Source organism: Bradyrhizobium sp. JR3.5 (genome assembly GCF_054057015.1).
The window spans coordinates 5,135,914-5,160,751 of sequence record NZ_JBSRYV010000002.1; the positions used below are offsets into that span (position 1 = coordinate 5,135,914).

A 24,838-nucleotide genomic window follows, 5' to 3' on the forward strand; every position below is an offset into this window, starting at 1 on the left:
TTCCATGAATAGGGGGCACGCTCGCCCCCTATGTATCAAGTCGCGGCTGGAATGAATGTGATCCGTCCGGCCTCGCCACGTTTCCGATGAGGCTTCACCGTGATTTCCACATCTTGAGCGAATGCCGTCAACATCCGCATCAGCTTCTCTACTGAAACCAGCCGGAAATCGCCCCTGAGCAGCTTCGATAGGTCGGGCTGCTTCATTTCGATCAGCTTGGCGGCTGCCGTTTGGGTCAACTCCCGCTCGGCTATTAGCCGTTTGAGTTGCACTAGAAGGGCAGCTTTGAGCTGGTGTTCCTCGGCATTAGGCAGACCGAGGTCCGCGAAAATGTTGCCAGAGCCTTTTTCGTGGGCTGGCAGTTTCTTCCTGGTAGTCATCATCGGTCTCCCTTTGTTGCTTTGTGAATGGTCTCAGCATCCTTTAAGCGCTTCCTGACCATTTCAACGTGTCGCTGCGGGGTGGCAATCCCGCTCGTCGATTTCTTTTGAAAGGCGTGTAGGACGTACAGGACGCCCTCAAATCGCACGGTGTAGACGGCCCTATATGTATCGCCGTCAAAGTCGTCGCGGATTTCGAGGACCCCGCTAAAACCCTTCAGGGGCTTCGCGCTATGTGGATGATCCCCGAGTTGCGCTTCAAAAAGGGCCTGCCCGATCTCGCCGCGAATGGCCGCAGGGAACGCCTGCAGGTCTTTCCGACTAGAGCCCACGAAAATCGCGGGCTTCAGCGAGCGCAACAGATCTTTCACTGGACTATAGTAATATACCTATAGTCGAAAGTCAATACTGACACGTCGCAAAAAATCGTTGCTGCCACTGGCGTGCTATTGCTCCTGTAATGGCGTGCCTACCGGCCGGGCTCTGAGCGTTGCCCGGAGCCGCTCCCTCTCAGACAGGAGTATCGAGATGGCCGATTTGAGCCCTCTTCGCCGCCGCATGATCGAAGACATGACCGTCCGCAATCTGTCGCCGGCGACGCAGCGATCCTACATCAGCGCGGTTTCGAAGTTCAGCCGCTATTTTGGTCGATCACCTGACCGGTTGGAGCTGGAAGACGTCCGCGCCTTCCAGGTGCATCTGGTCTCGACCGGTATCTCATGGCCGGCGCTGAACCAGATCGTGCGCTCCGGTTTTTCTACGGCGTCACGCTCGGCGAGGCGCTGATCCCGGAGCGCATTCCCTATGCGCGAGAACCGCGCAAGCTGCCGGTCGTGCTCAGCGCCGACGAAGTGGTTCAGTTCCTCGAGGCCGTGTCCAGCCTGAAGAGCCGCGCCGCGCTCACCACGGCCTATGCGGCCGGACTCAGGGCCCGAAGTCGCGGGACTGCGGATCGAAGACATCGACAGCGCCCGCGGCGTCATCCAGGTGCGCCACGGCAAGGGCGCGAAGGATCGCAACGTGATGCTGTCGCCCCAGCTGCTGGGTATCCTGCGCACCTACTGGCGGCTCGCCCGGCCGCGGCTTTATCTGTTCCCGGGACGCGACGAAGATCATCCGATCGATCAGACGGTATTGCACGCCGCCTGCCGGTCGGCGGTGAAGGCTGCGGGCCTGACCAAGCGCGTCACGCTCAACACGCTGCGCCACAGCTTCGCGACGCATCTTCTCGAGAACGGAACCGATATCCGGATCATCCAGGTCTTGCTCGGGCACAACAATTTGTCGTCGACAGCGCGCTACACGCAGGTCGCCACCGATACGTTCCGGGCGACGCAGAGCCCGCTCGATCGCCTGTCGCTGGAGGTGACGCCAGCTGGATGATCCGCGGCGGGATGCGGGTGATGATCGGCGTCGTCGCCGTCCTCCACACCTGGGGGCAGGCACTGACGCACCATCCCCACGTCCACTGCGTCGTGCCGGGCGGCGGCCTCTAGCCCGATAGCGCGCGCTGGATCGCCAGCCGACCAAACTTCTTCCTGGCCGTCAAACCGCTCGCCCGGCTGTTCAGACGCCTGTTCTTCGAACGTCTGACCGCCACCTTCGACGCCGGCACCCTGAACTTCTTCGGCGACCTCGCATCCCTGGCCGAGCCTGCTGCCTTCGCAGCTCACCTCGTCGCCATGCGACGCATCAGCTGGGTCGTCTACGCCAAACGGCCGTTCGGTGGCCCCGCGCAGGTGCTGGCCTATCTCGGCCGCTATACCCATCGCATTGCTATCGCCAACAGCCGGCTCGTCGCCCTCGACGAGGATCACGTCGCCTTTACCTGGAAGGACTATACCGCAGAACGGCGCGACAAAGATCATGAAGCTCAAGGCCGACGAGTTCATCCGCCGCTTCCTTCTTCACACGCTGCCCGATGGCTTCCATCGCATCCGCCACTTCGGCTTCATGGCCAACGGCCATCGCGCTGCCAAACTCGCCCTTTGCCGAAAACTTCTCGATCGTGAGCGGCCAGCGCCAAACGATGACCAGCCGTCGCCTGTGGATTCGGACGCTCTGACGTGGCCCAAGGTTCCCGCCTGTCCTGAGTGTGGTGGCGTTATGCGCATCGTCGAGCGCTTTCGACACAGCTTCAACCGCTCCAGTCCTCAAACATCCGCGTTCCGGTGCGACACATCGTGAGCCAAGCATGCCGTGCACAACGATCATCATTCGTTATTCCGCTCCCAGCGTCTCGATCATCGTGGACGCTGTCGAATCCGTGCTGCCACACGGCGCGACAACAACCGTCCGATGCAGCAAAACGCCTATCGCGATCTCCGGCAAAGCGCGCCTGATCTCAACTCTTCCCCGATGCACACATGTCGCAGCTCTGCCTCACGTGCCGCGCCCGGCAGACCCGGCCTTGCGATCTCCAACAATCCCCATAGCTGCAAAACCGCGCATACCCGCCCGCGCCTTCGTTCAATCCGGCTTCAATGAGGTCGCGCAACTGCGCATGCCGCGCCAGCGCGTGAGCGCGACCTCACAGAACCCTCCAGATTCCCAAATCAGTCGAGGTGTGATTCGATCCGGGAATGTTCATCGAGACGATTCCCAATCGAGGCTCGCCGCCTGCGGTGCTGTTGCGGGAGGCGTATCGCGACGAGCATGGCCGCGCGCAGAAGCGGACCTTGGCCAATCTGAGCAACCTGCCGGTGGATTTGATCGGCGGACTGAAGGCTCTGCTCAAGGGCGGCACGGTGATTGGCAGCTTCCGGTCCATGAAAACCATTGATCTCGAAATACGGCCGATCCGCCACTGGACGGCACAGCACGTGCGGGCCCATGTCTTCCTGTGCATGCTGGCCCATCACGTCGAATGGCATCTGCGAGAAGCCTTGGCACCGCTGTAGTTCCACGACACCGACCTTGAGGCCGCCCGGGGGAACGGACGTCTCCCGTCGCCAAGACCGAACCATCTGAGGCGGCGAAGGCCAAGAAGGCAACAAAGCGATCGGCCGATGGCCATCACGTCATGAGCTTCTATGCGCTGATCGCCCATCTCGGCACGCTGGTCCGACACACGATGCGCGTGCCCCTTCATACCAAGCACCGCTTCACGCTATCGCCACGGCAGCCGGACGCGGTCGCGGACCGGCACGTTCGGGCCGATCGAGATCGCGGTGCCGCGTGCCCGGCTGACCGCGTCCGAGGGCAAGACGACGGAATGGAAGAGCTAAGCACTGCGGGCCTATCAGCGGCGCACGCTTGCCGCCGATGCGCTGATCGCGAGCAGCTATCTCGCCGGCACCAATACGCGACGGGTACGTCGCGCGCTGGCGGCGCTGTTCGGCGGGACGGTCGGTAAAGACACGGTGAGCCGGACCTGGCGCAAGGTCAAAAGCGACTTGGGACGCCTGGAACAGCCGCTCGCTGGCCGAGGAGCCGATCGTGCGCCTGATCCTTGACGCCACCGTCGTTCGGGTACCGCAACCAGATCCTCCAATGCTTCGACGCTGAGTCTGGTGCGCATGGCGCTGCTCGCTCACATCATTGAGGATGTCACCCTCATCAAAATGCCGGCGGAAGGCACCACCAAGATCCACGTCCGCGTCAAGGGCGGTAAGATCCAAACGCTCATCACGATGAGCCCAAGATCTTCCGCGCAGCAGGTGAAGACGCCGTCCGGCATCGTCGAACTGGCCGACATGCGCGGGATCTGCAGAACGAGAGACGAGGCCTGCGGGAGATCGCGGCGCTTGTGGGTTGCCACGCGTCGACGGTGTCTCGCGCCTTAGAATATCAAAAAGGAGAGGAAACGATCGCATGCTCGCGGCGAATTCATAATCCCGTCAGCTTTTCGAAAGCTTGCGGCTGCAAAGATCGCAAATCTGATTGTCGCTGAACGGCTGCCACTTTGCCGATGTAAGCCGTGTGGATTGCGGCAGGGCCTGTACCATCACAAGGAGAGCAGGATGGATTCGATTAACCCATTGTTCCGTTCAGAAGCCTGGATGCAGGAGTACGCTGCCCAACAGGCGCGGCCTGAGCATCGAGCGGGCAACGCAGGCCAGCAAGGCGATTTTGAGCGGCGGATGGAGGATCTGCAGCTCGATTCTACTGACGCGAGCTCTGCAAAATCAACTTCGCGGGATCCGGCTCCCGCAGGAGGCGGTCGAGCGGTCCGGCGGGACGATTTCGGCGGTTCGATGCGGATGCCGCCACACTCCGCTTTAAGGGAGAGTGCGGTCGGCGGCACGCGGCGGAACGTAGACATTCCCCGCCTTCAGCTTCCAGCTTCGGCGCAAGTGCCGCAGTCCAGTCTGCGGGATGATCTGTTCAGCAGCGCGCGCTACAGCTTTCCGGACCCAGAGCCGGCGGCTGTGGGCAAGAGCGGCAAAAGCAGCGCGATTGTGGTCACGCTTCAAGTCAGGGATCGGCAAAGCCTTTGGCGGAAGCAGCAGCGAAAAGTTCTCGCGCGATGCGGAGCAGCCTGACGTCATTTCAACGAAATTCAGGGTGGATTACGCCAGGCAGCCGGGCCGGACGCGCGGGGTTTCTGCGGCGGATGTGGCGCTCATTGAAGACTTCAGAAACAAGGCAACGGGCAAACTGAGCGACGGCACCATCAAAAATGCGGCGGCCGATCTGCGCGATTTGAGCGCGCGCCTGAGCGAAGCCGGCAGGCCATCAATTGCCGATCGAATCGACCGCGAGCTGCAAAACGCGCAATTGGAAAATCCGGAGGCGGAAAACCACCGGCTGGAAGCTGAGCTCGATGAGGACGTGGACGTCTATGCAAAGGACCGCGGCACGCGCATCAAGGCGGCTTTGAAGAAGCTGCGGGGCGTCCGTGCCGGAAACACGTTGGCAGCCAATGTCCGCCGCCTGGTCCCCCATGGCGCGGACCGCAACCCTGATCGGCAGCTGGGCCGCGGCGGAAAAGACGAAGACGATACACAGGGTCGAGCCAGCGACGGTCGACAGGCGCGTTCGCCGCCTGTCCAGGCTGAGTGAGTGGCTGCAGACGCACGACAAGCAGCCGATGGCCGGCCGACTTTTCACCCCTGAGTTCGCCCAGGATGTCGAGAAGTACAGGCACCAAACCGGGGACAGCCAAATCAACCCTGATTTACTCAGGCTTGGGCGCTACCAGCAAATCCTTGAGGCGAACAGGGCGCTCGGATTACAGCCTCCTGAGGACGCGGGGCAGCCTTTCGGGGAAGCTGCTCGACAGGCGCACTCGCCGCAGGAGCTTCCCGCAACCCCAGCCACGCCGAGCGCCGGAGCCTGGAATTGGCTCGGCGAGCAGATCCACGGACCCGCCTCACCCGTGCCAGCGCCGCACTGGGCCATGCAGCCCAATCTGCCGCTCGAGCTTCCTGCGACTCCAGCCACCCCGAGCCAGGGAGCTTGGGATTGGTTTGAGCAACAGATGCAAGAACTGGCATCGCCGTCGTCCGTGGGGCCTCGGTCGTCAAACATCTACGGCGGTCTCGATCCCCTGGTTGATTTGGATCCGCCCACACCGTACGACTTGCGCGACGACGCGCGCTCTGCGCCAGCACCTGAATTTGCCGGAGCGTCGTCGTTCGCGGAACCGCCGGGGGCCGCTCAGGAGCTGCGGGATATTGGAGCGATCGTTGGCGCGGACTGGCGCCACGGCTCTCAGGCGGCCTCAGACGTGTTGATTGATGTATTGGGCAACATCAATCTGTTGCCAGACCAGTTCGGGCCAAGTCAGTTTACGATCAACGGTGAGCGCTATTCGGCCACGTTTGGACCAGGAGGGCGCAGGGATGTTCGTCTGATCCATCACCCGCGCGCCGGCGGGATGAACGAAGCTGGCCCATCCCGGGCGCTCCATCGTCCCCCGCAGATCGTCAGGGCCGCGCAACCCGATGAAGATGCGTTGGATCTTGGGCATCTGATCCGCGGGGGATGGGAGCATAGAGAGCGGTTCCTTCCGCCTTACCTCGTCCGCGTCCTGGAAGGCCAGCGCATCATGCCGGAGCCCGGGCGCCCAACCTATTTCGAGATCCGGAAAGTGCCTTACAGGGGCGAGTTGGTGGAAAGCGAGGGCCGCCAGCGCGTGCGCATTTATCCTGAACGTCGCTGAACAACGTGCGTGGGCTGCAAACGAAGAGTGAGCGGCGCAGCTCACGCGAGGCGTTCTATAGCCGGGCCTTTCCGGCGCGGAGTATCGCTCCGGCGGAGGCCGCCTTGTGCGGTTTGGCGGTTCGTCTGAGGATTTGGCGCCCGACGATGAAGTTCGTGGCGACCAAGACCGCGGAACAACTGGATCTGCAGGTTCGTCTGATTGAAGAGACGTTGCGGGCTGGCGAGCCTGTGTGCGGCGTCGCGCGCCGAAATGGAATGGCGCAGAGCCTGCTGTTTACTTGGCGTCTGCAAGCGCGCCAGGGCCGCCTAGGCAGCGAGGGCGTGCCGGCGCTTGTTCCTGTCGAGATCGCATCCACGCCGGCTCCGGCACCCGCGTTCGGGCCGCAGCCGTCTTCGCCTCCTGCACAGCGTCCAAGGGGCGCAATGATCGAGATCGAGCTTGGAGGCGGCTGTCGCGTGCGAGTTGACCGGGAGGTTGACACTGAGGCGCTGCAGCGTGTGCTTGAGCTTCTCAGGCTGTGTGAGAAGTCGCGGGTTTTACGATTGGCGGACGCAGCGGTAGCTGCGGGGCACAAAAATCCTCGTCAGGCTGTGGCGGGCTCAAGCGCTTGCAGCAGCGCCGGCACTCCTAACATTACAGTTGTTTTTTTGATTTGAAGTGGGCGCGTTGAGCGGCAGCCTGGTGAGCTCTACGCCAGAAAGACCATGCGATGATGTGTGCGGGTTGAATCCGCTTTCGAGCAAGTCTGATAGCGATGCGGCGGATTTCCTGGATTGACCAGCGGATCAGTGGTGGGGTGGTTATGCTTTGGCTTTTGCGGGGGGCGCCGTTTCGTTTTTTGGGCGGTGGCGGATTAGCGCGATGTCGGATCGCGGCCATCATGGCGAAGGCGAGCATCGCCAAGGACACATGACGGTGCCAGCCATGCCAGGATCTGCTCTCGTTGTGATCGAGCCCGAACTCGTTTTTCGCGGTTTCAAAGCTGTCCTCGATCGCCCATCGATGGCCTTCGACCGCGACCAGCGTTTCAATGGCTGTTCCCGCTGGGCACCAGGTGGTGAAGAAGGCGAGGTCATCATCGGCGATGCGACGACGGATCAGTAGACCGCGTGTCCACAAACCGTCATTTGCACTGTTGAACTGCTCGGCCTCGAGATCGGCCAATTCGAGATAACACCAATCGTGCAGCCGCGGTCCTTTGGTTCCGGCTCCCGCCGACAGGCGCTTCCAGTCGGATGAGCGCCGCGTCCGGGCGAGGTCTGCGGCCGTACCGGCGACCGGCGGTCGTTTGCCCCAGGATCGAAACATCCGTCAAAAGCGCGGGCGTCAACGTGCGGAGAAAATCGCGCTTATCTGCGCGCGATCTAGTGCCACTTATCGGGAGTCGAGCCAAAGTCTCTGAAGTTCTCTCTGGTAAGCGGCAGATTACCATGACGATGGCGCGCGCCCTTCATGAGCACCTAGGCATTCCGAGTGACGTTCTGCTCAAAGCAAGCTCCGTGGGGGGCAATCAAGAGTTCGGGATGTGTGTCCAGGTAAGGCTGGCATGTTCAGCAGGAGACAGTCCTGCCAGGGCAAAAGTCAGAGCCCTGTAGTTCGGATAGCAGAGGAGATGGAAACAGAACCTTTGAAGCCTATCGACAAAGTCTCCTTGAGGGAGATTACGAGTCACCGGGCCGTATCAAAAGAGAACGCGTTGTGGCCTCGAAAGCTTGTGTAACCGAGGGCCGAGCCTGCATCCCAAGGGCGAAGGCAGCATGGGCAGCCGAAGACTGACTGACACGGCTACTCACCTCGGCGGGGTGGAAGCGACAGCACGGTGACAAGGACATGCGAAGCAACTGGAGAAACCCCCCTCGTCCCGACGAGAAATCGACGGAAGAAGGTAGGTCGTATAACCGGCGACACCGGGAAATCGGCCGAAGACGAGAGGGCTGCGGCCGGGTTCGTAGTAGCTGAGAGGCGGAGTAATGTTCGCGGAGCGAAGGGGCCCTGCCATTTGCAAGTCTCTGACATAAGGAAGGCAAGGACGAGATGACAAAGGCGTCCATTGATTTGCAGGACCTGAGGAGGAGACTATACGTCAAGGCGAAGGCTGAACCGTCTTGGCGTTTCTGGGGTCTATACGTCCACGTCTGCAAGATGGAGACGCTGCGCGAAGCGTATGAGATGGCGAAAGAAAACGACGGCGCTCCGGGAATAGACGGAGTGACGTTCGAGGCCATTGAAGCGCAAGGCGTGGAGGCTCTACTTGAGCAGCTACGGGACGAACTGACCGGGCGGACCTATCGGCCACTCCCGGCCCGAAAGCAGGAAATACCGAAAGACGGGGGCAGCAAAGTCCGCGTTTTGTCGATTCCGGCAATCCGGGACAGGGTGGTTCAGGGTGCGCTCAAACTTATCCTCGAGCCTGTATTCGAGGCAGACTTCCAACCGGGGTCGTATGGATATCGTCCCAAGCGGACAGCACATGACGCGATCAAGCGCGTAGCTGAAGCGATCGTCCAGAAGAAGACGCGGGTGCTCGACTTTGATCTGCGAGCCTATTTTGACAATGTCCGGCATGACCGGCTGTTAAAGAAAGTGGCGCAGCGGGTTGATGACGCGGACATCATGCATCTGCTGAAGACGATGCTGAAAGCCTCGGGCAAGAGAGGCGTTCCTCAAGGGGGTGTGATCTCGCCGTTGCTCAGTAACATCTACCTCAATGAGGTGGACAAGATGCTTGAGCGAGCCCGGGACGTCACCCGCGAGAGCAAGAACACCCGTATCGAATACGCAAGGTTCGCTGACGATTTGGTGATCTTGATCGACGCCTACAAACGTCATGACTGGCTGATCAGAGCCGTGACCAAACGGTTGCGGGAGGAGTTTGCCAAACTGCAGGTGGAAATCAATGACGAGAAGAGTCGCATGATCGACCTGGAACGAGGCGAGAGCTTCGGCTTTCTTGGGTTCGACTTCCGCTATCTCCGCAGCTTGCGCGGAAGGATGCGGCCGCACTATACGCCCAAGCTCAAGAAGCGGACGGCGCTTTTGCGGGACTTGAAGGAGGTGTTTCGCCGACACCGGTCGCAACCGATCGACAGGGTGATAAACCTGATCAATCCGAAGCTCCGGGGATGGGTGAACTACTTCGCGGTTGGGCACTCAAGCGAGTGCTTCCGCTACGTCAAAGAGTGGATAGAGAGAAAGGTCAGGCGCCATTTGGCGCATGCTCGGAAACGACAGGGCTTCTGCTGGGCGCGGTGGAGTAGTTCGTGGTTGTACAAGACCCTGAAGCTGTTCAATGACTACGGGGTGAAATACGACACGACGAAAGTCGCACCAACATGATAGGTCCCATAACCCTTGAACTGAAGCAAATGGGGGCGCGCAGTGCGGGAAATCTGCATGCTGCGTGCGAGGTGGAGGGGGCTGGAAACGTGCATGGCCACGAATGCATGGCCGTGCGGCGCGCCAGCCCTCGACCCTACCGATTGGACTAAATTTCCGATCACCGAAATGGTGAAACGTAAATGGCTTCCAAAGCGCCCGAGGGCGGTTCAGCATGCTGAAGAAATTATGCGGGGGCTGATGCACCGAGCCGGGAGAACGAGTCTAGTTGTTGAGGCTATGTACCGAAAGAATGACCATGTTCGTGCAAATGCGAAGGCTGATCCGTTCGCTTTGAATGCGTGGTGTTTGCAGCTGCTGGCGCTGGCCTCAGAGACGAAGCTGCCTAAAGAGTATAAGCCGGGAACCGTAACTCCGGATTTCCTGAGCCAAGTAGCGAAGTTGAGCTGGTCCGAGAACGGTCCGCTCCTGGCCAAGGAATTTCTTGAAAAGAACGGCATTCATCTCATCGTCTTGGAGCATCTTCCGAAGACGCACTTGGATGGAGCCGCACTGAAATTAGCCGATGGCACGCCCGTTATTGGGCTGACTCTGCGATATGACAGGATTGATAATTTCTGGTTCTGTTTGCTTCACGAACTGGCGCACGTCGGAAGACACTTTGAGAATGCGGTAGACGTTGGGTTCGTTGATGATCTCACGTTGCGTGAAAACGCCGGCGTGAGCCGCGATGCAAGAGAGGAAGAGGCTGACCAATGGGCTGAAGAAGCATGTGTTCCTCGGTTCATTTGGGACAATAGTGACGTGCGGTTTCATCCCACTGCAACAGGGGTGATCAATCTGGCGGGTGCGCTTCAGATCCATCCCGCTATCGTCGCAGGTCGAGTTAGGCATCAGTTTCGAAATTATCGTTTGTTGTCGCATTTTGTTGGCACAGGTGAGGTGCGAAAGCATTTCAAGAATTGTGAACAGCCCGCTTGAGAGCGAGAAAGCGATGTCGGGTCAACTCGCGGTCGATCAAGCAGTTAATGGCGACTGCGCCGACGTGACAATCTTTGCGGGATAACGCCACAGCGCGCATTACAGCGGCGTTTGGATTGAAACATTCCGTGGGTTCGCCAGGGCAATCCCCGTCGGCGGCGACGAACGGCAGCGCGACAAAACAGGTGACTTCAGCCATGGCCTGACTCCAACTGCTTGACCTGACCTGCGAATAATGTTCTTGATATGTTCCTTTGTCAATCTGGCCTGACCATGACGAATAAGCGACCCGCAAGCTGGCGAATGCCCTCCGCGAAGCAGATGGAAAAGCTGGCGTCGGAGGCTGCTCGTCGGCGCGATATCGAGAGGCCGGATCCGGCAGCGAACCGCATGGTGCCGGGTCAATCATGGGATGGAGTCCTGGCCGATCCACGCGCCGGTCTGGCAGATCAGATCGTTATCACCGAGAAAACCAGCCAGGCCAAAGACGTCCGCGCCGCAATTGGTTCGCGCTACGGTGATGTTCTTCCAGCAGAGGGCCATTTGTTCGATCTCCTCGAACCAGAGGAGGTCGTCCCGGCCTGGAAGCGGTGGTCGCCAATACTTCTGCGGCCTGAAGGTCTTTACGGAACGCGCCCGGCAGAGGGTGGCAACAAGGCCGCTAAGCTCAAGGCTATTCGCGAGGCGTTGCGCACTGCCAAACGAGTTTGGCTTGCAACCGATTGTGACCGCGAGGGCCAGCTAATCGGTCAGGAAATTCTTGAGCATTATAAGTATCGCGGTCAGGTGATGCGGGTGCTGTTCACCGCGCAGGATTCGCAGACCATCCGCGACGCATTTGGTCGCGCAAAACCTAATATCGAATATGCCCGGCTGTACGCCGCCGCTGTGGCGCGCCGACAGGCTGATCAGATTTACAATCTCTCACTCACTCGCGCAGCAACCGTCATCCTGGGGCAGGGCGCGCGAAGAGTGATTGGAGTTGGTCGTGTAAAGACGCCGACATTAGCCATTGTATGCAAGCGCGAGTTGGAAATTCGAAACTTCGTGCCGCTTGCCTATTTCGAAATTGTCGCCACCGCGAAGGTTGCGGACGGGCAATTCCAGATGCGGCATGCGCCGCAGGACCGAATTGTTAAGCGCGAAAGGGCGGAGGCCGTTGTCAAGGCGGCTGAAGGTTTCGAGGGCGCGCTTGCCGTGCGCGTCGAGGATAAGCGGCAAGGGCCACCCAAGCTGCATGATTTGCCGTCGTTGCAGAAAGTCTGCGGCTCGCGCTTCGGCTGGTCAGCCAGCAAAACGCTCGAAGTGGCGCAGGAGCTTTATGACGGCCAGGGCAAGAAGATTGTCACCTATCCTCGTGCCGAAGTGCGTTACCTGCCGCAAAACTTGATATCGGACGTGCCGCGAATCATATCCGCACTGCGGGTGGGCCAATCGTTCGGCGCGATTCCTGTACCCGAGCCGCCGATGATTCGTAGAGGTACGAGCGGCACTTTCTACGACAAGGGGCTTGACGGTGCGAGCCATCATGCCGTCATTCCCAACGTCAACACCATCGACAAACTGCCGGAGGTCTGGCCCCGTCTGTCATCTGACGAGAGGAAGCTCTTTGACGTCATCGCGCGGGCATATCTAGCCGCCCTGATGCCCGACTTCCGTTACCGGCAGACAACCGCAACGCTCGATGTGCGCGGCTTCGAATTCCGCGCAGCCGGTCGCCAGCCTATTGATCTCGGCTGGCGAGCCGCATTCCCGGAGTGGCAACCCGCCGACGAAAAGGGCGATGAGGCGCAATTGCTGCCACCGCTGCGCAACGGCGAGACCGCGCAACTGCAAGATCCAAAAATTGAGAACAAGGAGACCCGGCCGCCGCCGCGTTATAACGAAGGTACTCTGATCGAGGCTATGCAGAATGCCTGGCGTTTTGTTGATGACGAGGTTCTGCGGGATCGCTTGAAGGAAGCCAAGGGTATTGGCACGCCTGCGACCCGAGCCGAGATCATCGGTGGGCTTAAGAAGCAGGGTTTTCTGATTGCCCAGGGAAAGAATATTGTGCCGACCGAGACCGGCCTGTCGTTGTTCGGCGTTCTCAAACAAGCCGACCCGGCGCTGGTCGATCCAGGCGTGACGGCGCAACTTGAATGCCTGCTCGACGACGTCGTTGTAGGTAAACAGGAGATGGTCGGCGCGATTGACGCCGTATGCGAGGTCGCCGAGCGCATTATCAGAAAGCTGAAAGAGGGTGCTACCGCGGGGGTGCCTTTTTTGCTTGGCAGTGCAGGGGACAATGGCACAGGAACGTATCCACCGACGCCTGCCATGAAACGCTTTGCTGACAGCCTCGTCCGGCAAAAAGGCATCAAACCACCACCCGGCTACAAGACGTCGATATCGATCTGCCGCAAATTCCTTAGCGAACATGCGCCTAAAAAGTCCGACTGTGAAACAGCCGGTAAGCTCGGCCTCAAACCGGTAAGTGCAGCACAGTTGCTGTACGCCAAAAAGCTAGCGCAGCGGAACGGACTCATCATACCCGATAATGCGAGGGTCAACTCGGCCGCGATGTCTGCATGGATCGACGCAAATCGAGGTAAAAAACGCCGCAAGGTTAATCGCAAAACCTCCAACGGGCCGGTGGGGTCGGCTGCACCCCAGGCTGTACCGCCGAAGAGGTCTCGAAAACGAAAAGTTAGCGCCGCTTCGACGGCTCCCGTATCAGCAAACTCAAGCGTGACGCCGCTGCGGATTCCTTATGGCAACAAGGAACCGCATCGTGTACGATAGAGTGAGCCGATACGTCTGCTCCGAGCGTGTCGAACTCCATGAGCAGCGACCGCAGCAATTGGCCAACCAGATCGCCCAAAAGGTACGTTCCTCCGAGACGTCCCTTCACCATCAGATCGAACATCTAATCTCACGGCCGGTCGCAGACGATGGACCGGAGAGGTTCGATCCGATTCGCCGCGAGCGTCTCTACGGGCGCGCCAAAAGGCCGATTGATGCGATGGCCGCGATGGTCGGAATAGAGGCTTGGAGCCAGGGCGCTCAGGTGCTGTTCGTAAGCGCGTGATCCCTCCCGGCTCGAGCAGCGAAAGGGCCCCATTCAGCGTATCGGTCAATTGCGCGACATGATCCACGTTGTGAACATGCGCTATGCCGGCACCGTTGAAGATGACGTCTACTCGGTCTTGTCCGAGCGGTTCAGCGATATCTTCGCGGCGCTGGGACAACTGCCGGACTCGTTCGAGGACGCATGGGTGGACGCTGTCCTCAAGGACCGTGAGGCAGTCCGTTTTCTCCCGCAGCGGGTCCTCTTTCCGAAACGCACGCGATCATACTCGTCGACAAAGACGGGCTTCGACTTAGGACCATGGTTTGGCATGGTTTCGGGTCTTTCGGCTGCTGCGGGACCTGCGGCCGCTGGTTCGTTCCCTCGAATACTCAGGAACCCGGATGGTTGAACCACCGGCCTTGGCGGCCGGATTGCGGGAATGGGGGCCGATGACGACACTGGTATTTTGGTTGATTCAGATTCAAGGAACTGAAGCAAGGGAAGGCACGGCGTATCCTGACTTGCGAAGTCCATTATCCCCAGCGTTTATCACAGAACAAAAAGGGAGCATTTGCGAGCGCCGCTTTTGATTTCCAAAAATTACGTCGTGTTCCGCTAAGGAATATTGCATCTCGTTAAGAATTCCACGTCGACTTGTGGTCAGGTGCTGCGTGCTGAACAGTTGAAAGAGGGCCCTGCACCGCCTGTCACTTGGATTGCTGACTATCAAGGGGTTCCCTTGGGGCCGAGGTCGAGGGGATACTCCTATGCTCCGCGCGTGAAGACTTTTCATGTTTATCGTATTGCGTGAATGTTTTTCGCGGTATAAGCGGTATTTTCGGCTCGAAGGCTAAATTGAGAGTGAAATTCACGACCGAGAATGTTTTTCACGGATTCGGTGCCATGCAGACAAGGTTTTCAGGACCCGTGAGCGTTTTTCATGACCGGAGGCTGCCGGAGGTGGCAACTCCTGTTGGCTATGCTGCGCTGATAGACGCCTACAATCTATCCGTCCCGGTCCCGCGTATGCTTTCCGCCATAGGAAAAAAGCACCGTATCATTGAGCAAGGGGGATGGCGCATCTACACGCCGCGCCATGCGCCGGACAAGACACTTGAGGGACATCTCACCTTCGCTCTCAAGAATGAAGGACTCGACCTTGCAATCCTGAAGCGGCTTTTCCTCGTCGTGAACGAGGATCAGATTGCGGACCTTGTGAGACAGAAGCCGACCGGTCTGTACACGCGTCGCATCTGGTTTCTCCATGAATGGCTACTGGAGCGCCAAATCGATCTGCCTGCGGCAGATAAGGTCTCTTACGTCGATGCCGTCGATACCGAATTTCAATACGCTACCTCCGGGCAGAATTCGGCACGACACCGCGTTCGCAACAATCTGCCAGGAACACCGGAATTCTGCCCGCTTGTTTTCAAGACTGCAGCGCTGAGCGAATTTATTGCGAAGGATCTCAAGGAGCGCGCCCGCGTCGTGGTGAGCCAAGTTCCGAAAGATCTGCTCGCACGAACCGCCGCCTTCCTTCTCCTCAAGGATTCAAAGTCAAGCTACGTCATTGAAGGAGAAAGACCGCCACAGGACCGTATCCAGCGATGGGGCAGGGTTATCGGTGAAGCGGGACGGGCACCGCTCGATGAGGCGGAGTTTCTACGCCTGCAGCGTATCGTGATCGGCGATGAGCGCTTCGTGAAACTTGGTTTCCGTAACGAAGGTGGTTTCGTCGGCGAGCATGAACGCGAGACGCAGAGACCTGTCCCTGATCATATCAGCGCGCGTCACGAAGATATCGCCTCCCTCGTGCACGGACTGATCGCGTTCGATCATGCGGCGGAAAATGAGCTTGATCCCGTCGTGGCTGCCGCCGTGCTCGCCTTCGGGTTCGTTTACATCCACCCGTTCGAGGACGGCAACGGACGCATTCACCGATACCTGATGCACCATGTTCTGGCACGGGGCGGATTCAATCCCGGTGGGATCCACTTTCCGGTTTCTGCCGCAATTCTCGACAAGATCGGCGAATACAAGAGCGTGTTGGAAAGCTATTCGACTAGATTGCTTCCATGTGTTGAATGGGAGTCCACCCCACAGGGCAACGTCAAGGTCTTGAACGATACCGGTGATTTTTATCGTTTCTTCGACGCGACGCCGCACGCCGAGTTTCTGTACGAATGCGTGCAGAGGACCATCGAACAAGATCTTCCGAAGGAGACGCAATTTTTGCGGAGCTTCGATGCCTTCCGCGCGGGCATCGAGAACATGATCGAAATGCCGGAGCGGATGCTCAACAACCTCTTCGGATTCCTGCAACAGAATGGAGGCCGAATCTCAAAGCGTGCCCGCGACAATGAATTCTCCGAACTAACGCCGGATGAAGTCACGAGGATTGAGGAGCTTTATCAAGCAGCTTTCTCGGAAGACTCTGGAACGGCGAGTTGACTGTGTCAGAGTGCAACCTTCATTGAATTGGGGCTGTCGGATCAGGATGCCGGTCGAGCCCGTGATGAAAAATAACGCCATCTATAGGCGTAGTCGCAGCTAAGACGCGCCGCATCGGTGAGTTTTGATCTTAGGAGGTTATTAATTTTCTTCTTTATCCGCATCCGCCAGAGCTTCCCCGCAGAGGACTGTACGCGCGTCTCGCGTGGATTCATTGAGCATAAGCATAAGCCCTCATCGCCGTGCATCCCTCGAATTTGATTGCATTGATGCCGACTACGTCGATGGCGGCGGACCGCAGCCCTTGGACGAGTTTCGTGCTGAACAGACCAAACCATTCGCGCTCCTGCGCGTAGTGACGAGAGCTCAGCAAGGATGGCCCCGCCAAAAGGGCTGTCCGGATTCCCCCTCGACCCCCCACCTTTCAGAAGGTTTTTCGCAACGCCCTGCTGCTCAAGCCGGTAGACAACCCCGCGAATTTCGTCCGGAACTACGTCCTCGACGTCCAGCCGATCCAGGTCGATCGACTCCGGCGCAGTATCGAGCACTAGCGCTTGCTGACTTCCAGCATCGAGGAATTGAAGGCACAGAGCGCGAGCCTCACCGCGGTCCTTCGTGTCGTCGCCCATGACGATGCTGTCGTCGTCCGGCAGCCTCTCGGCCAGCTTCGAAAAGGGTGGTGGTGGACGAAAACTCGGGGATTCCCAAGTCAACGATGTTGTGATAAAGCCTCTGCTATATATTTCTTGATCAGAGGAAACGTCACCGTCCATGCCATCCACTAGCGCCCAGCGGCTTCGTGCGCTGAAGCTCCTAGAATCCCGGGGCATGCTCCGGCTGAAGGAGTTCGTTGCCGAAGGCATCGGCCCGGAGACGCTTGCGCGCCTTGTCCGGGAGGAGGCGGTCATCCGTCCGGCACGGGGCCTCTATCAACTCCCCGACGCACACGTCGAGGCTGCCCATACGCTGGCTGAGGCGGCGGTTCTGGTTCCCAAGGGCGTGGTCTGCCTAACCTCAGCCCTCCAATACCACGAACTGACGCTGCAGATGCCCTCGACTGTATGGATGGCGATCGACCGTGCCGCCTGGCGGCCCAAGATCGATTATCCCCTTCGGTTCGTACGCTTCACTGGATCGGCACTGACCGAAGGGGTCGAGCGTCACCGCATCGAGAGTGTCGACGTTCCCATCACGGACCCGGCGAAGACAATTGTCGATTGCTTTCGCTACCGGAGCAAGATCGGCCTCGATGTTGCGATGGAGGGGCTACGCGAGGGCCTCCGTCGTCGCCGATGCAAACCGGATCAACTCTGGCGTTACGCGCGCAAGGCGCGGGTCTGGTCGATCATGCGGCCTTACGTCGAGGCAATGGTGTCTGATGCCGCGTGAGCCTCGCAACATCGGCGCATCAGTGCGAGCGCGGCTCCTCGATCGGGCACGTGCCGAGCGACCGGATTTCCAGATTCTCCTGGCGCGATATGCCCTCGAGCGTCTGCTCTACAGGCTAAGCGCGTCGCCGCACCGCGACCGCTTCATCCTCAAAGGCGCGATGCTCTTCGTGACCTGGGTCGCCGATCCGTTTCGGCCTACGCGCGATCTGAATCTGCTTGGCCACGGCGACAGCGACGCCGAGGCCATTGCCGAAGCCTTCCGGGTCATTTGTGCGCAGCCGGTCGCCGATGACGGTGTGACGTTTGATGTCGCCGCGCTGATGGCGGCCCCGATCCGTGAGGAAGTGGAATATGGTGGCGTGCGGGTCCGCACAACGGCAACCATCGCCGGGGCGCGTATTCCGATCCAGGTCGACATTGGTTTCGGCGACGCCATTACACCTGCGGCCGTCGAGACTATCCCACGCTGCTGGACGCCCCAACGCCGCGCCTTCGCGCATATCCGGTCGAAACGGTGGTGGCCGAGAAATTCGAAGCGCTCGTAACGCTCGGCGTAGCCAATAGCCGCCTCAAGGATTTCTATGATCTCTGGGTGATCTCCCGAACATTCGAACTTCGCCGGGCCACCCTTGTCGAGGCAATTCAGCGGACCTTCGAACGACGCGGAACGGTCCTCCCATCCGTTGTTCCGGTCGGTCTGACCGATGAATTCGCGGAAGCCTGGGCCGCTCAATGGCGCGCCTTCCTAGCATTACAGTTGCAATTTTTTCTTGAGATGGGCTTTGCGCGCAGTTGCCTGATGAGCCCTGCGCCAAAACGACCATGCGAGGACGCGGGCGTGCGGGATACGTCGCTGGTCTAGCTTCACGGCGAGGCGCCGGATTTCCTGGATCGACCAGCGGATCAAGAACGATGCTTCGGTCGGGGCCGCGGTCGCGTTTTTTTGAGCGATGGCCCGGTGTTGGCCCGGTGACGGATGGCAGCCATCATGGCGAAGGCAAGCATGACGAGTGAGACATGGCGATGCCAGCCATGCCAGGAGCGGGTTTCATTGTGATCAAGGCCGAACTCGTTCTTGGCGGTTTCGAAGCTGTCCTCGATAGCCCAGCGATGGCCTTCCACCGACGCCAGCTTCTGCATGGACGTGCCCTTGGGGCACCATGTGGAGAAGAAGGCCAAGCTCGTCGGCAATGTAGCGGCGGATCAGAAGACCCCGCGTCCATTCCCCGGCAAGCTCGTCGTTGTATTCACTGGCTTCAAGGTCGGCCAATTCGAGATAGGCCCAGTCGTGCCAGCGCGGTCCTTTGGTCCCGCCGCCGGACGACAGGCGGCGCCAGGCCTTTTTGGGAAGGCTCTGCGCGATCGCGGAGGCGGTGTCGGCGACAGGCTGCTGTTTGCCCCAGGAACGGAACACATGATTGGAAGCAACGCCCAGAACATAGCCTTTGCCCGCCTTGCGCAGTAGGGTTTCAGTCGCTCCCGTGCCATACACGCTGTCCGCCGCCACGAACGAGAACGGCACCTTTGCGGCGATCGCGCGAGCGATCATTTGATGCGCCATCTTGGGCTTCGTCGCAAAGCCCACATTGCTCGGCACATGCGCTGCCTTCAGGCGAGCGGGCTCGTCCGTCCATTCCTTTGGCAGGTAGAGCGCCCGGTCGATGAAGGCATGGCCATGCCGCGACACATAGGAGCCGAACACTCCGATCTGGCAATTGGTGATCTTGCCCGCCGAGCCAGTATACTGGCGTGCGACCCCGCACGAGGCCTTGCCCTGTTTCAAAAAGCCGGTCTCATCGATGACCAGGACCGCGTCCTCATCGCCAAGCGTCTCCAGTGCGTACTCACGCACAATGTCGCGCAGCGCGTCGGCATCCCAATGCCCTCGGCCCAGAATCGCCTGCTGGCGCCACGGGCCTGGATCGCCAGCCGCCTCCGCCCGCATCCAACCCGTCTTGCGCGGCTCGTTACCCAACAGTCCGTCGAGAAACTGCCACGCCGAGGCCGCGACCCGCTCCTGCGTAAACAGCGGACGGATGCGTTGCTTGGCATCTCGCAACGAGGAAGCCCACAGCGTCAGCGTATCTTCAACCGACGCACCACCAATCATCAGATCCCGAATCATGGTCACCCATGGATTCAGAACCCTCAATCAATTGCAACTGTAATGCTAGGCCGGGACCGGATGGCAGCCGCACCAGATGCTTTCGCCGCTACCGTCGCCGATCTTCGCCTCTTCTTGATGCCGCTGGTTGCGGTTTGAAGGAAGAACGAATTTGGCCGCCGAGCGGGCCGTGGTCGCCGGGGACAGCAATCGATGAGGCATAGCGGAACGATAAAATTACTCCGTTCCGCATGGCGCGATTGACGAAGAAAAGAGCCGCTGTCGCGGTTTGGGAGGAAGTATGGATAAGAAGCACTTTTATCGCGTAGGCAGCCACTCAGGCGCTTGGGATGATCTACCCAGATGAACTGGACTCCCTGACCAATAGTGCTCGAAAGCACATCGAGCCGTGGCTCTCTGCTGTCTTCCAAGCAGAGCACCTCAACCTATTGCTCGGCAGTGGGTTCACCCACAGCGGTTGGTTACCTCGCAGGCGTAGGGGCCACAGGCATGGCTAAGGTTACATTGGCACGTCCTATGACGCCGCCATCGATGCGCACGCTCAGGCCGGAGCGACAGCCATGCAACGAGGTGCGGCAAACATCGAAGATCAGTTTCGAAGTGCGCTTGCTTTGCTCGAGGCCTGGGAGTCATAGACAAGGGAGCAGAAAAAACTCTCAAGGATGGCATTGATGCCCAGATGTCTGGCTTCCTCACTTCATTGTTAAAGACGGAAGGCGGGATTGTTGCTGGAAAGAATCCGACATCGAAAGAAGCTGCCCAAGGCGCTCTGCAATCATTCCTGTCGAGTTTTGCGAGCCGCCTGCATCCCGTGAACGTTTGCACGTCTTCACGACCAACTACGACCGCCTGATCGAACATGGTTGCGACTTTGCGGGTCTTCGGATCATCGACAGATTCGCCGGCGCGCTGAATCCGGTCTTCCGCGCGTCGCGCGTTGAAGTTGATGTCCACTACAACCCACCCGGCATTCGGGGAGAACCGCGGTTCATGGAGGGCGTCATTCGCCTGACTAAGCTCCACGGCTCACTGGATTGGTTTTTTGATAAGCACGAGCGGCGAATCTATCGCAAGGGCATCCCATTCGGAGCGCCTGCGGATCATACCGACATTCCCAAAAAACCCGTCGACACGGTCATGATCTATCCCAATCCTGCGAAGGACGTCGAAACAACACAATATCCCTATGCGGAGCTCTTTCGCGATTTTGCGGCGGCAGCTGGCCGACCTAACGCCGTTGTTGTGACCTATGGCTATGGCTGTCGGCGACGATCACGTCAATCGAGTGCTGCTCGATATGCTCACGATCCCGTCGACCCATTTGGTGATCATGGCCTATTCGGCTTTGATCGCCTCAAAGCATTCGTTGAAAAGACGCGAGATGCGCAGCTCTCGTCGCTGATCGGGCCTCATTTCTCGGATCTTGCAACATTGGTCGCAAACTACCTGCCGAAACCGGCACTCGACTACATATCGGGCCGAATGACCGAATTGTTGAAGCATCGTCCAGGCGATCCAAAACTCAGCGACCCGCCTGCCGCACCGCTTTCAGCGACTGCAACCGGGCCGGTATGAGGCGATCATGACAACTCCAATCGAACGATTTTCGGGCCTTGTTGTCGGTGTCGTCGAGTAGGTTGTGCCTGACGAAGTTCGGGTGCTTCTTGAACTGGACGCTCCGCACTCCACGGTATTGAATACCGGAGTGCCGGCGGGGTTTCCTCGTCTCAATGGGTATGGGGCGTGATGCGTTTTTTGTTTAGGGAGGGACAATGGCGGCGAGCGACGACCATGTGCTTGTTGAGCAGGTATTCCAAGCCATCATGACCTAAGGCATGCCCTCGTGTGGTCGGAAAGACTGGATCGGAAGCTTGCCCCTGACGTTCTCGCAGCCAGCCGCGCAGCACTGCGACGGTCGGCAATTTCGCCCAACTCGCCGAATTGAAGCAGCACAGTCCGGAGCTTCGAATCCTGATTTCGTTGGGCGGTTGGAGCGGATCGAAATATTTCTCGGTCGCCGCTGCCACGCCGATGTCGCGCGCGCGGTTCGCACAATCAGTCATCGAGACGTTCTTTCGGCCGTATCCGGGCCTGTTTGACGGTGTGGATGTCGACTGGGAGTTTCCCGTCTCAGGAGGACGGGCAGGCAATCTCGTGCGCCTTGAGGACCGGAATAATTTTACACTCCTGATCGCGGAGCTCCGCCGAAGACTCACCGAGTGCTCCGTATCCGAGCGCAGGAAGCTGGAGCTCACCATTGCCGTGTCAGCCGTCCCGGACAAGATTGTCAATCTGGAGGTCGCCGCTCTGGGTCGGCTGGTCGACCGGGTTCATCTGATGGCCTACGACTATTACGCGGGCTCGGCCTTTGCCGGATTCAATGCTCCGCTGTTCGCCTGTGCCGGCGATCCAAGTCCCGAACTCAATGTCAATGCAAGTGTGAATGCCTTGATCCGGGCCGGCGTACCGCCGGCCAAGATCACGCTCGGCGTAGCCTTCTATGGCCGAGCCGTTGCGAACGTGTCCCAAGAGAACGGGGGACTCTTCCAAAAGGGGGCAACGGCAAGCGAGGAGTGGGGAGGCAGCGACGGCATCGATTACCGGGATCTGATTGCCCGGCGACCGGAAGAGCAGGGTTTTCGTCGGTATTGGAGCGACGAGGCCCAGGTGCCGTGGCTCTATGACGCCGAACGGCGCATATGGATCAGCTATGACGATCCGCTCTCCATCGCACGCAAGACGATGTACGCGCACGCCCATGGGCTCGCCGGGATCATGTTCTGGGACCTGTTCGCCGACGATGGTTCGCTGCTCGCGGCATTGCGCGTCCTTCCCGCGCGAAGGTCCGATTAGGAGTGTGGTCATCGCGTCGCGTTGAAGCGCGTCATCCGTGCGCCTCGAGCGAACTCAGCCGCGAAGTGCGTTCGATGCCGTGAGATCAAGGCCACGTCGGTTGAAACCGGCAATGTCGGACATCTGACAACCGGCAGCCTCGTTCGAGAGGCATGCTGGCGACAAAGTGTGTTTCTTGTCGTGATGCGACGTGCGCACCGGATTGTGGAACGAATATGGCCCTGGGCGGCGAGGTTGTAGATCTCGGTCGGTTGCGTCAGGCGGATCAGATTCGTGGAACCAGTGCAGTTGGCGGCTTGTGTTCTCTCCCCCGAAATCAGGAATGCGCGGAGATGCACTTCGCCGGCGGCAGATTGGAACGAGCCCTGCGAGACCGCTAAAAACAGCTTGAATCGGACGTGGCGTCAGATTGTAGGTTCGAGGCTATCACGAAAACGACACGCGGCGTCAATGAATCATCGGCAAGTCACGTTCGAGCTTCACGTCTCTCTTCAAGAGATCCGTACTTCGACGCACCAAAGCGTGAGGCGCTTCGTCGCGGTGCGTTCGGTCGATTTCGCTTCGAGAGGTTGCGCCACTTCGCTCCAGTAGATCGAAACAAATTTGGTCAAAAAACAGATCGAGAAGACCTCGTCAACAAGAAGACGCGGCGCACTGTGGAAGGTCGATGGAATGGGTATGACTGGCGCACGTCGGAAGCTCGGAGCGTTTGTGTCATGCGGGTAACACGTCTCTCGTCTCCCGCTTGCTGGACTGCTCGCGTGCAGCGTCCTGGCCTAGCGCGCGCGAACTCGAGTTGCGCCTGCATGACGAGGGCTGCAGATTTTCTGAATGCGCGACTGCGAAGGGGGCATCGGTGACTTCTTACAGTTTTCTCTTCGCCTCGTGGGGCACGTTGGGAAATCTCAGTCCGCTGCTTACAGCGGCTCGCCGATTGCGCCGGCATGGTCATCATGTTCGGGTGATCGCCGATCCGGCCATGCGGACGGAAGTCGAGGCCGCCGATTTCGAATTCGTGACATGGTGCCGCGCCCCAAAGGGGGAGGCCGCGGACCCGACGGATGTCTCAGACCTGCGAGATCGGATGCGCAGGAGGTCGTCTTTGAGCCTTGCTCTGCCTACGCGGCCGATATTCGCGACGAGATTGGCCGCGTGCCAACAGATGCGGTCCTCGGTCTCGACCTCCTGTTTGGCGCGGCGGTCGGGGCGCAAGCATGTGGCGTGCCTTTCGCATTTCTCTCGCCTCACGTCAGCATTCGGATTCTGCCGGGAATGCCGCCTGCGACGTCCGGATTGGGGCAACCGAAAACGCCGCAGGAGCGCGCCGAAGTCGGGGCGGCCTCGGCCGCGCTCGCTGCAGCGATGAACGCGTCCCTTCCTATCCTCAATAGAGCCCGCGTCGATTTCGGCCTTCCTGTTCTTTCAGACGCTATGGACCTGTTCGACCAGGCAGATCGCGTTCTGCTGGCAATCAGTCAGGCCTTCGACTTCGAGGCAGACTCTCTTCCGGGCAGTTTCCGTTATATCGGGCCCTTGCTCGATGTGCCGACTTGGTCCAGGTCGTGGCAGGCTCCCTGGACCGCGGGACCCGATTGCTCCCCGCGCGCTGATCGCCTGCAGCACGGGTGCCCAGGGCCAGCGCGACTTGTTTCAACGCGTCATCAATGCCGTCGGCGCCATCGATATCGAAGCTGTTTTCACAACAGGTCCACATCTGGACATAGCCGATCTTCGTGCTCCGAAGAACGTCCATCTGGTGTGCGGCGCGCCCCACGACTCCGTTATGAGGGATGTTTCTCTTGTCATATCCCAGGGCGGCCACGGGACCGTCACCCGTTCAATCATCAATGCTTTGCCGCAACTCATTCTGCCAATGGGACGAGACCAGTCGGCAAACGCAGCGCGGGTCGAAGCAAAGGGAGTAGGGCTTCGATTGGGACCGACAGCTTCTGAACCGGAGATAGCGGCCGCGATAAAGCAGCTGATCGCGGGACCGCAATTCAAGGTCGCAGCCCGAAAGCTCGGCGAAGTTATCAAAGCTGATATCGATACTTCGCCTCTTGTTCAAGAGATGGAGATTCTTGCCGCGATCGGACGACGGCGACGAAGCCGCTCGTGACGAGCTACGTCTGGCGCCGATCCGACGATCTCGGGGCGGGC

At 59.4% G+C, this 24,838-nt stretch carries 20 protein-coding genes and 6 pseudogenes; 20 read left to right on the forward strand and 6 right to left on the reverse strand.

Going from position 1 to position 24,838, the window contains the following annotated elements:
- Nucleotides 1-35 precede the first annotated feature (35 nt).
- Nucleotides 36-383 carry a helix-turn-helix domain-containing protein gene (locus ACVWW1_RS41645; protein WP_429032441.1) on the reverse strand — a complete coding sequence of 116 codons (348 nt, stop codon included), beginning with the start codon at nt 381-383 and terminating at the stop codon, nt 36-38.
- Nucleotides 380-751: a type II toxin-antitoxin system RelE/ParE family toxin gene (locus tag ACVWW1_RS41650; RefSeq protein ID WP_456659895.1), complete on the reverse strand. Its 372-nt coding sequence runs from the start codon at nt 749-751 to the stop codon at nt 380-382. Before ACVWW1_RS41650 ends, ACVWW1_RS41645 begins: the two co-directional genes overlap by 4 nt.
- A 157-nt stretch (nt 752-908) precedes the next feature.
- Between ACVWW1_RS41650 and ACVWW1_RS41655 the strand changes: the two are divergent.
- The 9 genes and pseudogenes from ACVWW1_RS41655 to tnpA all read left to right on the forward strand — a co-directional run bounded on the left by ACVWW1_RS41655 (nt 909) and on the right by tnpA (nt 7,145).
- Nucleotides 909-1,763 (forward strand): annotated as a pseudogene (locus ACVWW1_RS41655) (tyrosine-type recombinase/integrase).
- 23 nt (nt 1,764-1,786) lie between these two features.
- Nucleotides 1,787-2,567, forward strand: a pseudogene (locus tag ACVWW1_RS41660) (IS91 family transposase); the annotation flags it as partial.
- Between the two features lie 395 nt (nt 2,568-2,962).
- A complete protein-coding gene (locus ACVWW1_RS41665; protein ID WP_456659896.1) occupies nt 2,963-3,280 on the forward strand; it encodes a hypothetical protein in 318 nt (105 codons plus the stop codon).
- 210 nt (nt 3,281-3,490) lie between these two features.
- A pseudogene (locus tag ACVWW1_RS41670) lies at nt 3,491-3,851 on the forward strand (transposase); the annotation flags it as partial.
- A 47-nt stretch (nt 3,852-3,898) separates the two neighbouring features.
- Nucleotides 3,899-4,165 carry a hypothetical protein gene (locus tag ACVWW1_RS41675; protein ID WP_456659897.1) on the forward strand — a complete coding sequence of 89 codons (267 nt, stop codon included), beginning with the start codon at nt 3,899-3,901 and terminating at the stop codon, nt 4,163-4,165.
- A gap of 177 nt (nt 4,166-4,342) precedes the next feature.
- Nucleotides 4,343-4,864 carry a hypothetical protein gene (locus ACVWW1_RS41680; protein ID WP_456659898.1) on the forward strand — a complete coding sequence of 174 codons (522 nt, stop codon included), beginning with the start codon at nt 4,343-4,345 and terminating at the stop codon, nt 4,862-4,864.
- Nucleotides 4,779-5,384 carry a hypothetical protein gene (locus tag ACVWW1_RS41685; protein ID WP_456659899.1) on the forward strand — a complete coding sequence of 202 codons (606 nt, stop codon included), beginning with the start codon at nt 4,779-4,781 and terminating at the stop codon, nt 5,382-5,384. The genes ACVWW1_RS41680 and ACVWW1_RS41685 overlap by 86 nt, the downstream gene beginning before the upstream one ends.
- On the forward strand, nt 5,266-6,486 hold the full coding sequence (locus ACVWW1_RS41690; RefSeq protein WP_456659900.1) for a hypothetical protein: 1,221 nt from the start codon (nt 5,266-5,268) through the stop codon (nt 6,484-6,486). The genes ACVWW1_RS41685 and ACVWW1_RS41690 overlap by 119 nt, the downstream gene beginning before the upstream one ends.
- Nucleotides 6,487-6,632: 146 nt before the next feature.
- Nucleotides 6,633-7,145: an IS66-like element accessory protein TnpA gene (gene tnpA, locus ACVWW1_RS41695; RefSeq protein WP_456659901.1), complete on the forward strand. Its 513-nt coding sequence runs from the start codon at nt 6,633-6,635 to the stop codon at nt 7,143-7,145.
- A gap of 178 nt (nt 7,146-7,323) precedes the next feature.
- Here tnpA and ACVWW1_RS41700 read toward each other — a convergent pair.
- A pseudogene (locus ACVWW1_RS41700) lies at nt 7,324-7,794 on the reverse strand (transposase); the annotation flags it as partial.
- A gap of 729 nt (nt 7,795-8,523) precedes the next feature.
- Here ACVWW1_RS41700 and ltrA point away from each other — a divergent pair.
- Both ltrA and ACVWW1_RS41710 read left to right on the forward strand, forming a co-directional pair.
- The gene (gene ltrA, locus ACVWW1_RS41705; protein WP_456659775.1) at nt 8,524-9,825 is read left to right on the forward strand and encodes a group II intron reverse transcriptase/maturase; all 1,302 of its coding nucleotides are present in this window, start codon (nt 8,524-8,526) and stop codon (nt 9,823-9,825) included.
- Between the two features lie 93 nt (nt 9,826-9,918).
- Nucleotides 9,919-10,806 carry an ImmA/IrrE family metallo-endopeptidase gene (locus ACVWW1_RS41710; RefSeq protein WP_456659902.1) on the forward strand — a complete coding sequence of 296 codons (888 nt, stop codon included), beginning with the start codon at nt 9,919-9,921 and terminating at the stop codon, nt 10,804-10,806.
- On the opposite strand, the gene ACVWW1_RS41715 is transcribed toward ACVWW1_RS41710, so the two are convergent.
- Complete coding sequence (locus tag ACVWW1_RS41715) at nt 10,781-11,005, reverse strand: hypothetical protein (protein WP_456659903.1); 225 nt, start codon at nt 11,003-11,005, stop codon at nt 10,781-10,783. The two genes, ACVWW1_RS41710 and ACVWW1_RS41715, sit on opposite strands and share 26 nt — an antisense overlap.
- A 122-nt stretch (nt 11,006-11,127) precedes the next feature.
- Here ACVWW1_RS41715 and ACVWW1_RS41720 point away from each other — a divergent pair, with 122 nt between their 5' ends.
- The 6 genes and pseudogenes from ACVWW1_RS41720 (at nt 11,128) to ACVWW1_RS41745 (ending at nt 18,562) form a co-directional block, all read left to right on the forward strand.
- On the forward strand, nt 11,128-13,590 hold the full coding sequence (locus tag ACVWW1_RS41720) for a type IA DNA topoisomerase (RefSeq protein WP_456659904.1): 2,463 nt from the start codon (nt 11,128-11,130) through the stop codon (nt 13,588-13,590).
- Complete coding sequence (locus ACVWW1_RS41725) at nt 13,580-13,876, forward strand: hypothetical protein (RefSeq protein WP_456659905.1); 297 nt, start codon at nt 13,580-13,582, stop codon at nt 13,874-13,876. The genes ACVWW1_RS41720 and ACVWW1_RS41725 overlap by 11 nt, the downstream gene beginning before the upstream one ends.
- Nucleotides 13,877-13,925: 49 nt before the next feature.
- The gene (locus ACVWW1_RS41730) at nt 13,926-14,267 is read left to right on the forward strand and encodes a hypothetical protein (RefSeq protein ID WP_456659906.1); all 342 of its coding nucleotides are present in this window, start codon (nt 13,926-13,928) and stop codon (nt 14,265-14,267) included.
- Between the two features lie 494 nt (nt 14,268-14,761).
- On the forward strand, nt 14,762-16,309 hold the full coding sequence (locus ACVWW1_RS41735; RefSeq protein WP_456660800.1) for a Fic family protein: 1,548 nt from the start codon (nt 14,762-14,764) through the stop codon (nt 16,307-16,309).
- A gap of 771 nt (nt 16,310-17,080) precedes the next feature.
- Nucleotides 17,081-17,698: a type IV toxin-antitoxin system AbiEi family antitoxin domain-containing protein gene (locus ACVWW1_RS41740; RefSeq protein ID WP_456659907.1), complete on the forward strand. Its 618-nt coding sequence runs from the start codon at nt 17,081-17,083 to the stop codon at nt 17,696-17,698.
- 160 nt (nt 17,699-17,858) lie between these two features.
- A pseudogene (locus ACVWW1_RS41745) lies at nt 17,859-18,562 on the forward strand (nucleotidyl transferase AbiEii/AbiGii toxin family protein).
- A gap of 41 nt (nt 18,563-18,603) precedes the next feature.
- Here ACVWW1_RS41745 and ACVWW1_RS41750 read toward each other — a convergent pair.
- Nucleotides 18,604-19,825 (reverse strand): annotated as a pseudogene (locus ACVWW1_RS41750) (IS701 family transposase).
- An 819-nt stretch (nt 19,826-20,644) separates the two neighbouring features.
- On the opposite strand from ACVWW1_RS41750, the gene ACVWW1_RS41755 reads away from it, so the two are divergent.
- On the forward strand, nt 20,645-21,400 hold the full coding sequence (locus ACVWW1_RS41755) for a hypothetical protein (RefSeq protein WP_456659908.1): 756 nt from the start codon (nt 20,645-20,647) through the stop codon (nt 21,398-21,400).
- A gap of 152 nt (nt 21,401-21,552) precedes the next feature.
- On the opposite strand, the gene ACVWW1_RS41760 is transcribed toward ACVWW1_RS41755, so the two are convergent.
- The gene (locus ACVWW1_RS41760; RefSeq protein WP_456660863.1) at nt 21,553-21,852 is read right to left on the reverse strand and encodes a hypothetical protein; all 300 of its coding nucleotides are present in this window, start codon (nt 21,850-21,852) and stop codon (nt 21,553-21,555) included.
- Here ACVWW1_RS41760 and ACVWW1_RS41765 point away from each other — a divergent pair.
- Nucleotides 21,767-22,678 (forward strand): glycoside hydrolase family 18 protein, encoded by a 912-nt coding sequence (locus tag ACVWW1_RS41765; RefSeq protein ID WP_456659909.1) that lies wholly within the window; start codon nt 21,767-21,769, stop codon nt 22,676-22,678. The two genes, ACVWW1_RS41760 and ACVWW1_RS41765, sit on opposite strands and share 86 nt — an antisense overlap.
- 1,645 nt (nt 22,679-24,323) lie before the next feature.
- Nucleotides 24,324-24,797 (forward strand): glycosyltransferase, encoded by a 474-nt coding sequence (locus tag ACVWW1_RS41770; RefSeq protein WP_456659910.1) that lies wholly within the window; start codon nt 24,324-24,326, stop codon nt 24,795-24,797.
- Nucleotides 24,798-24,838: the final 41 nt, after the last annotated feature.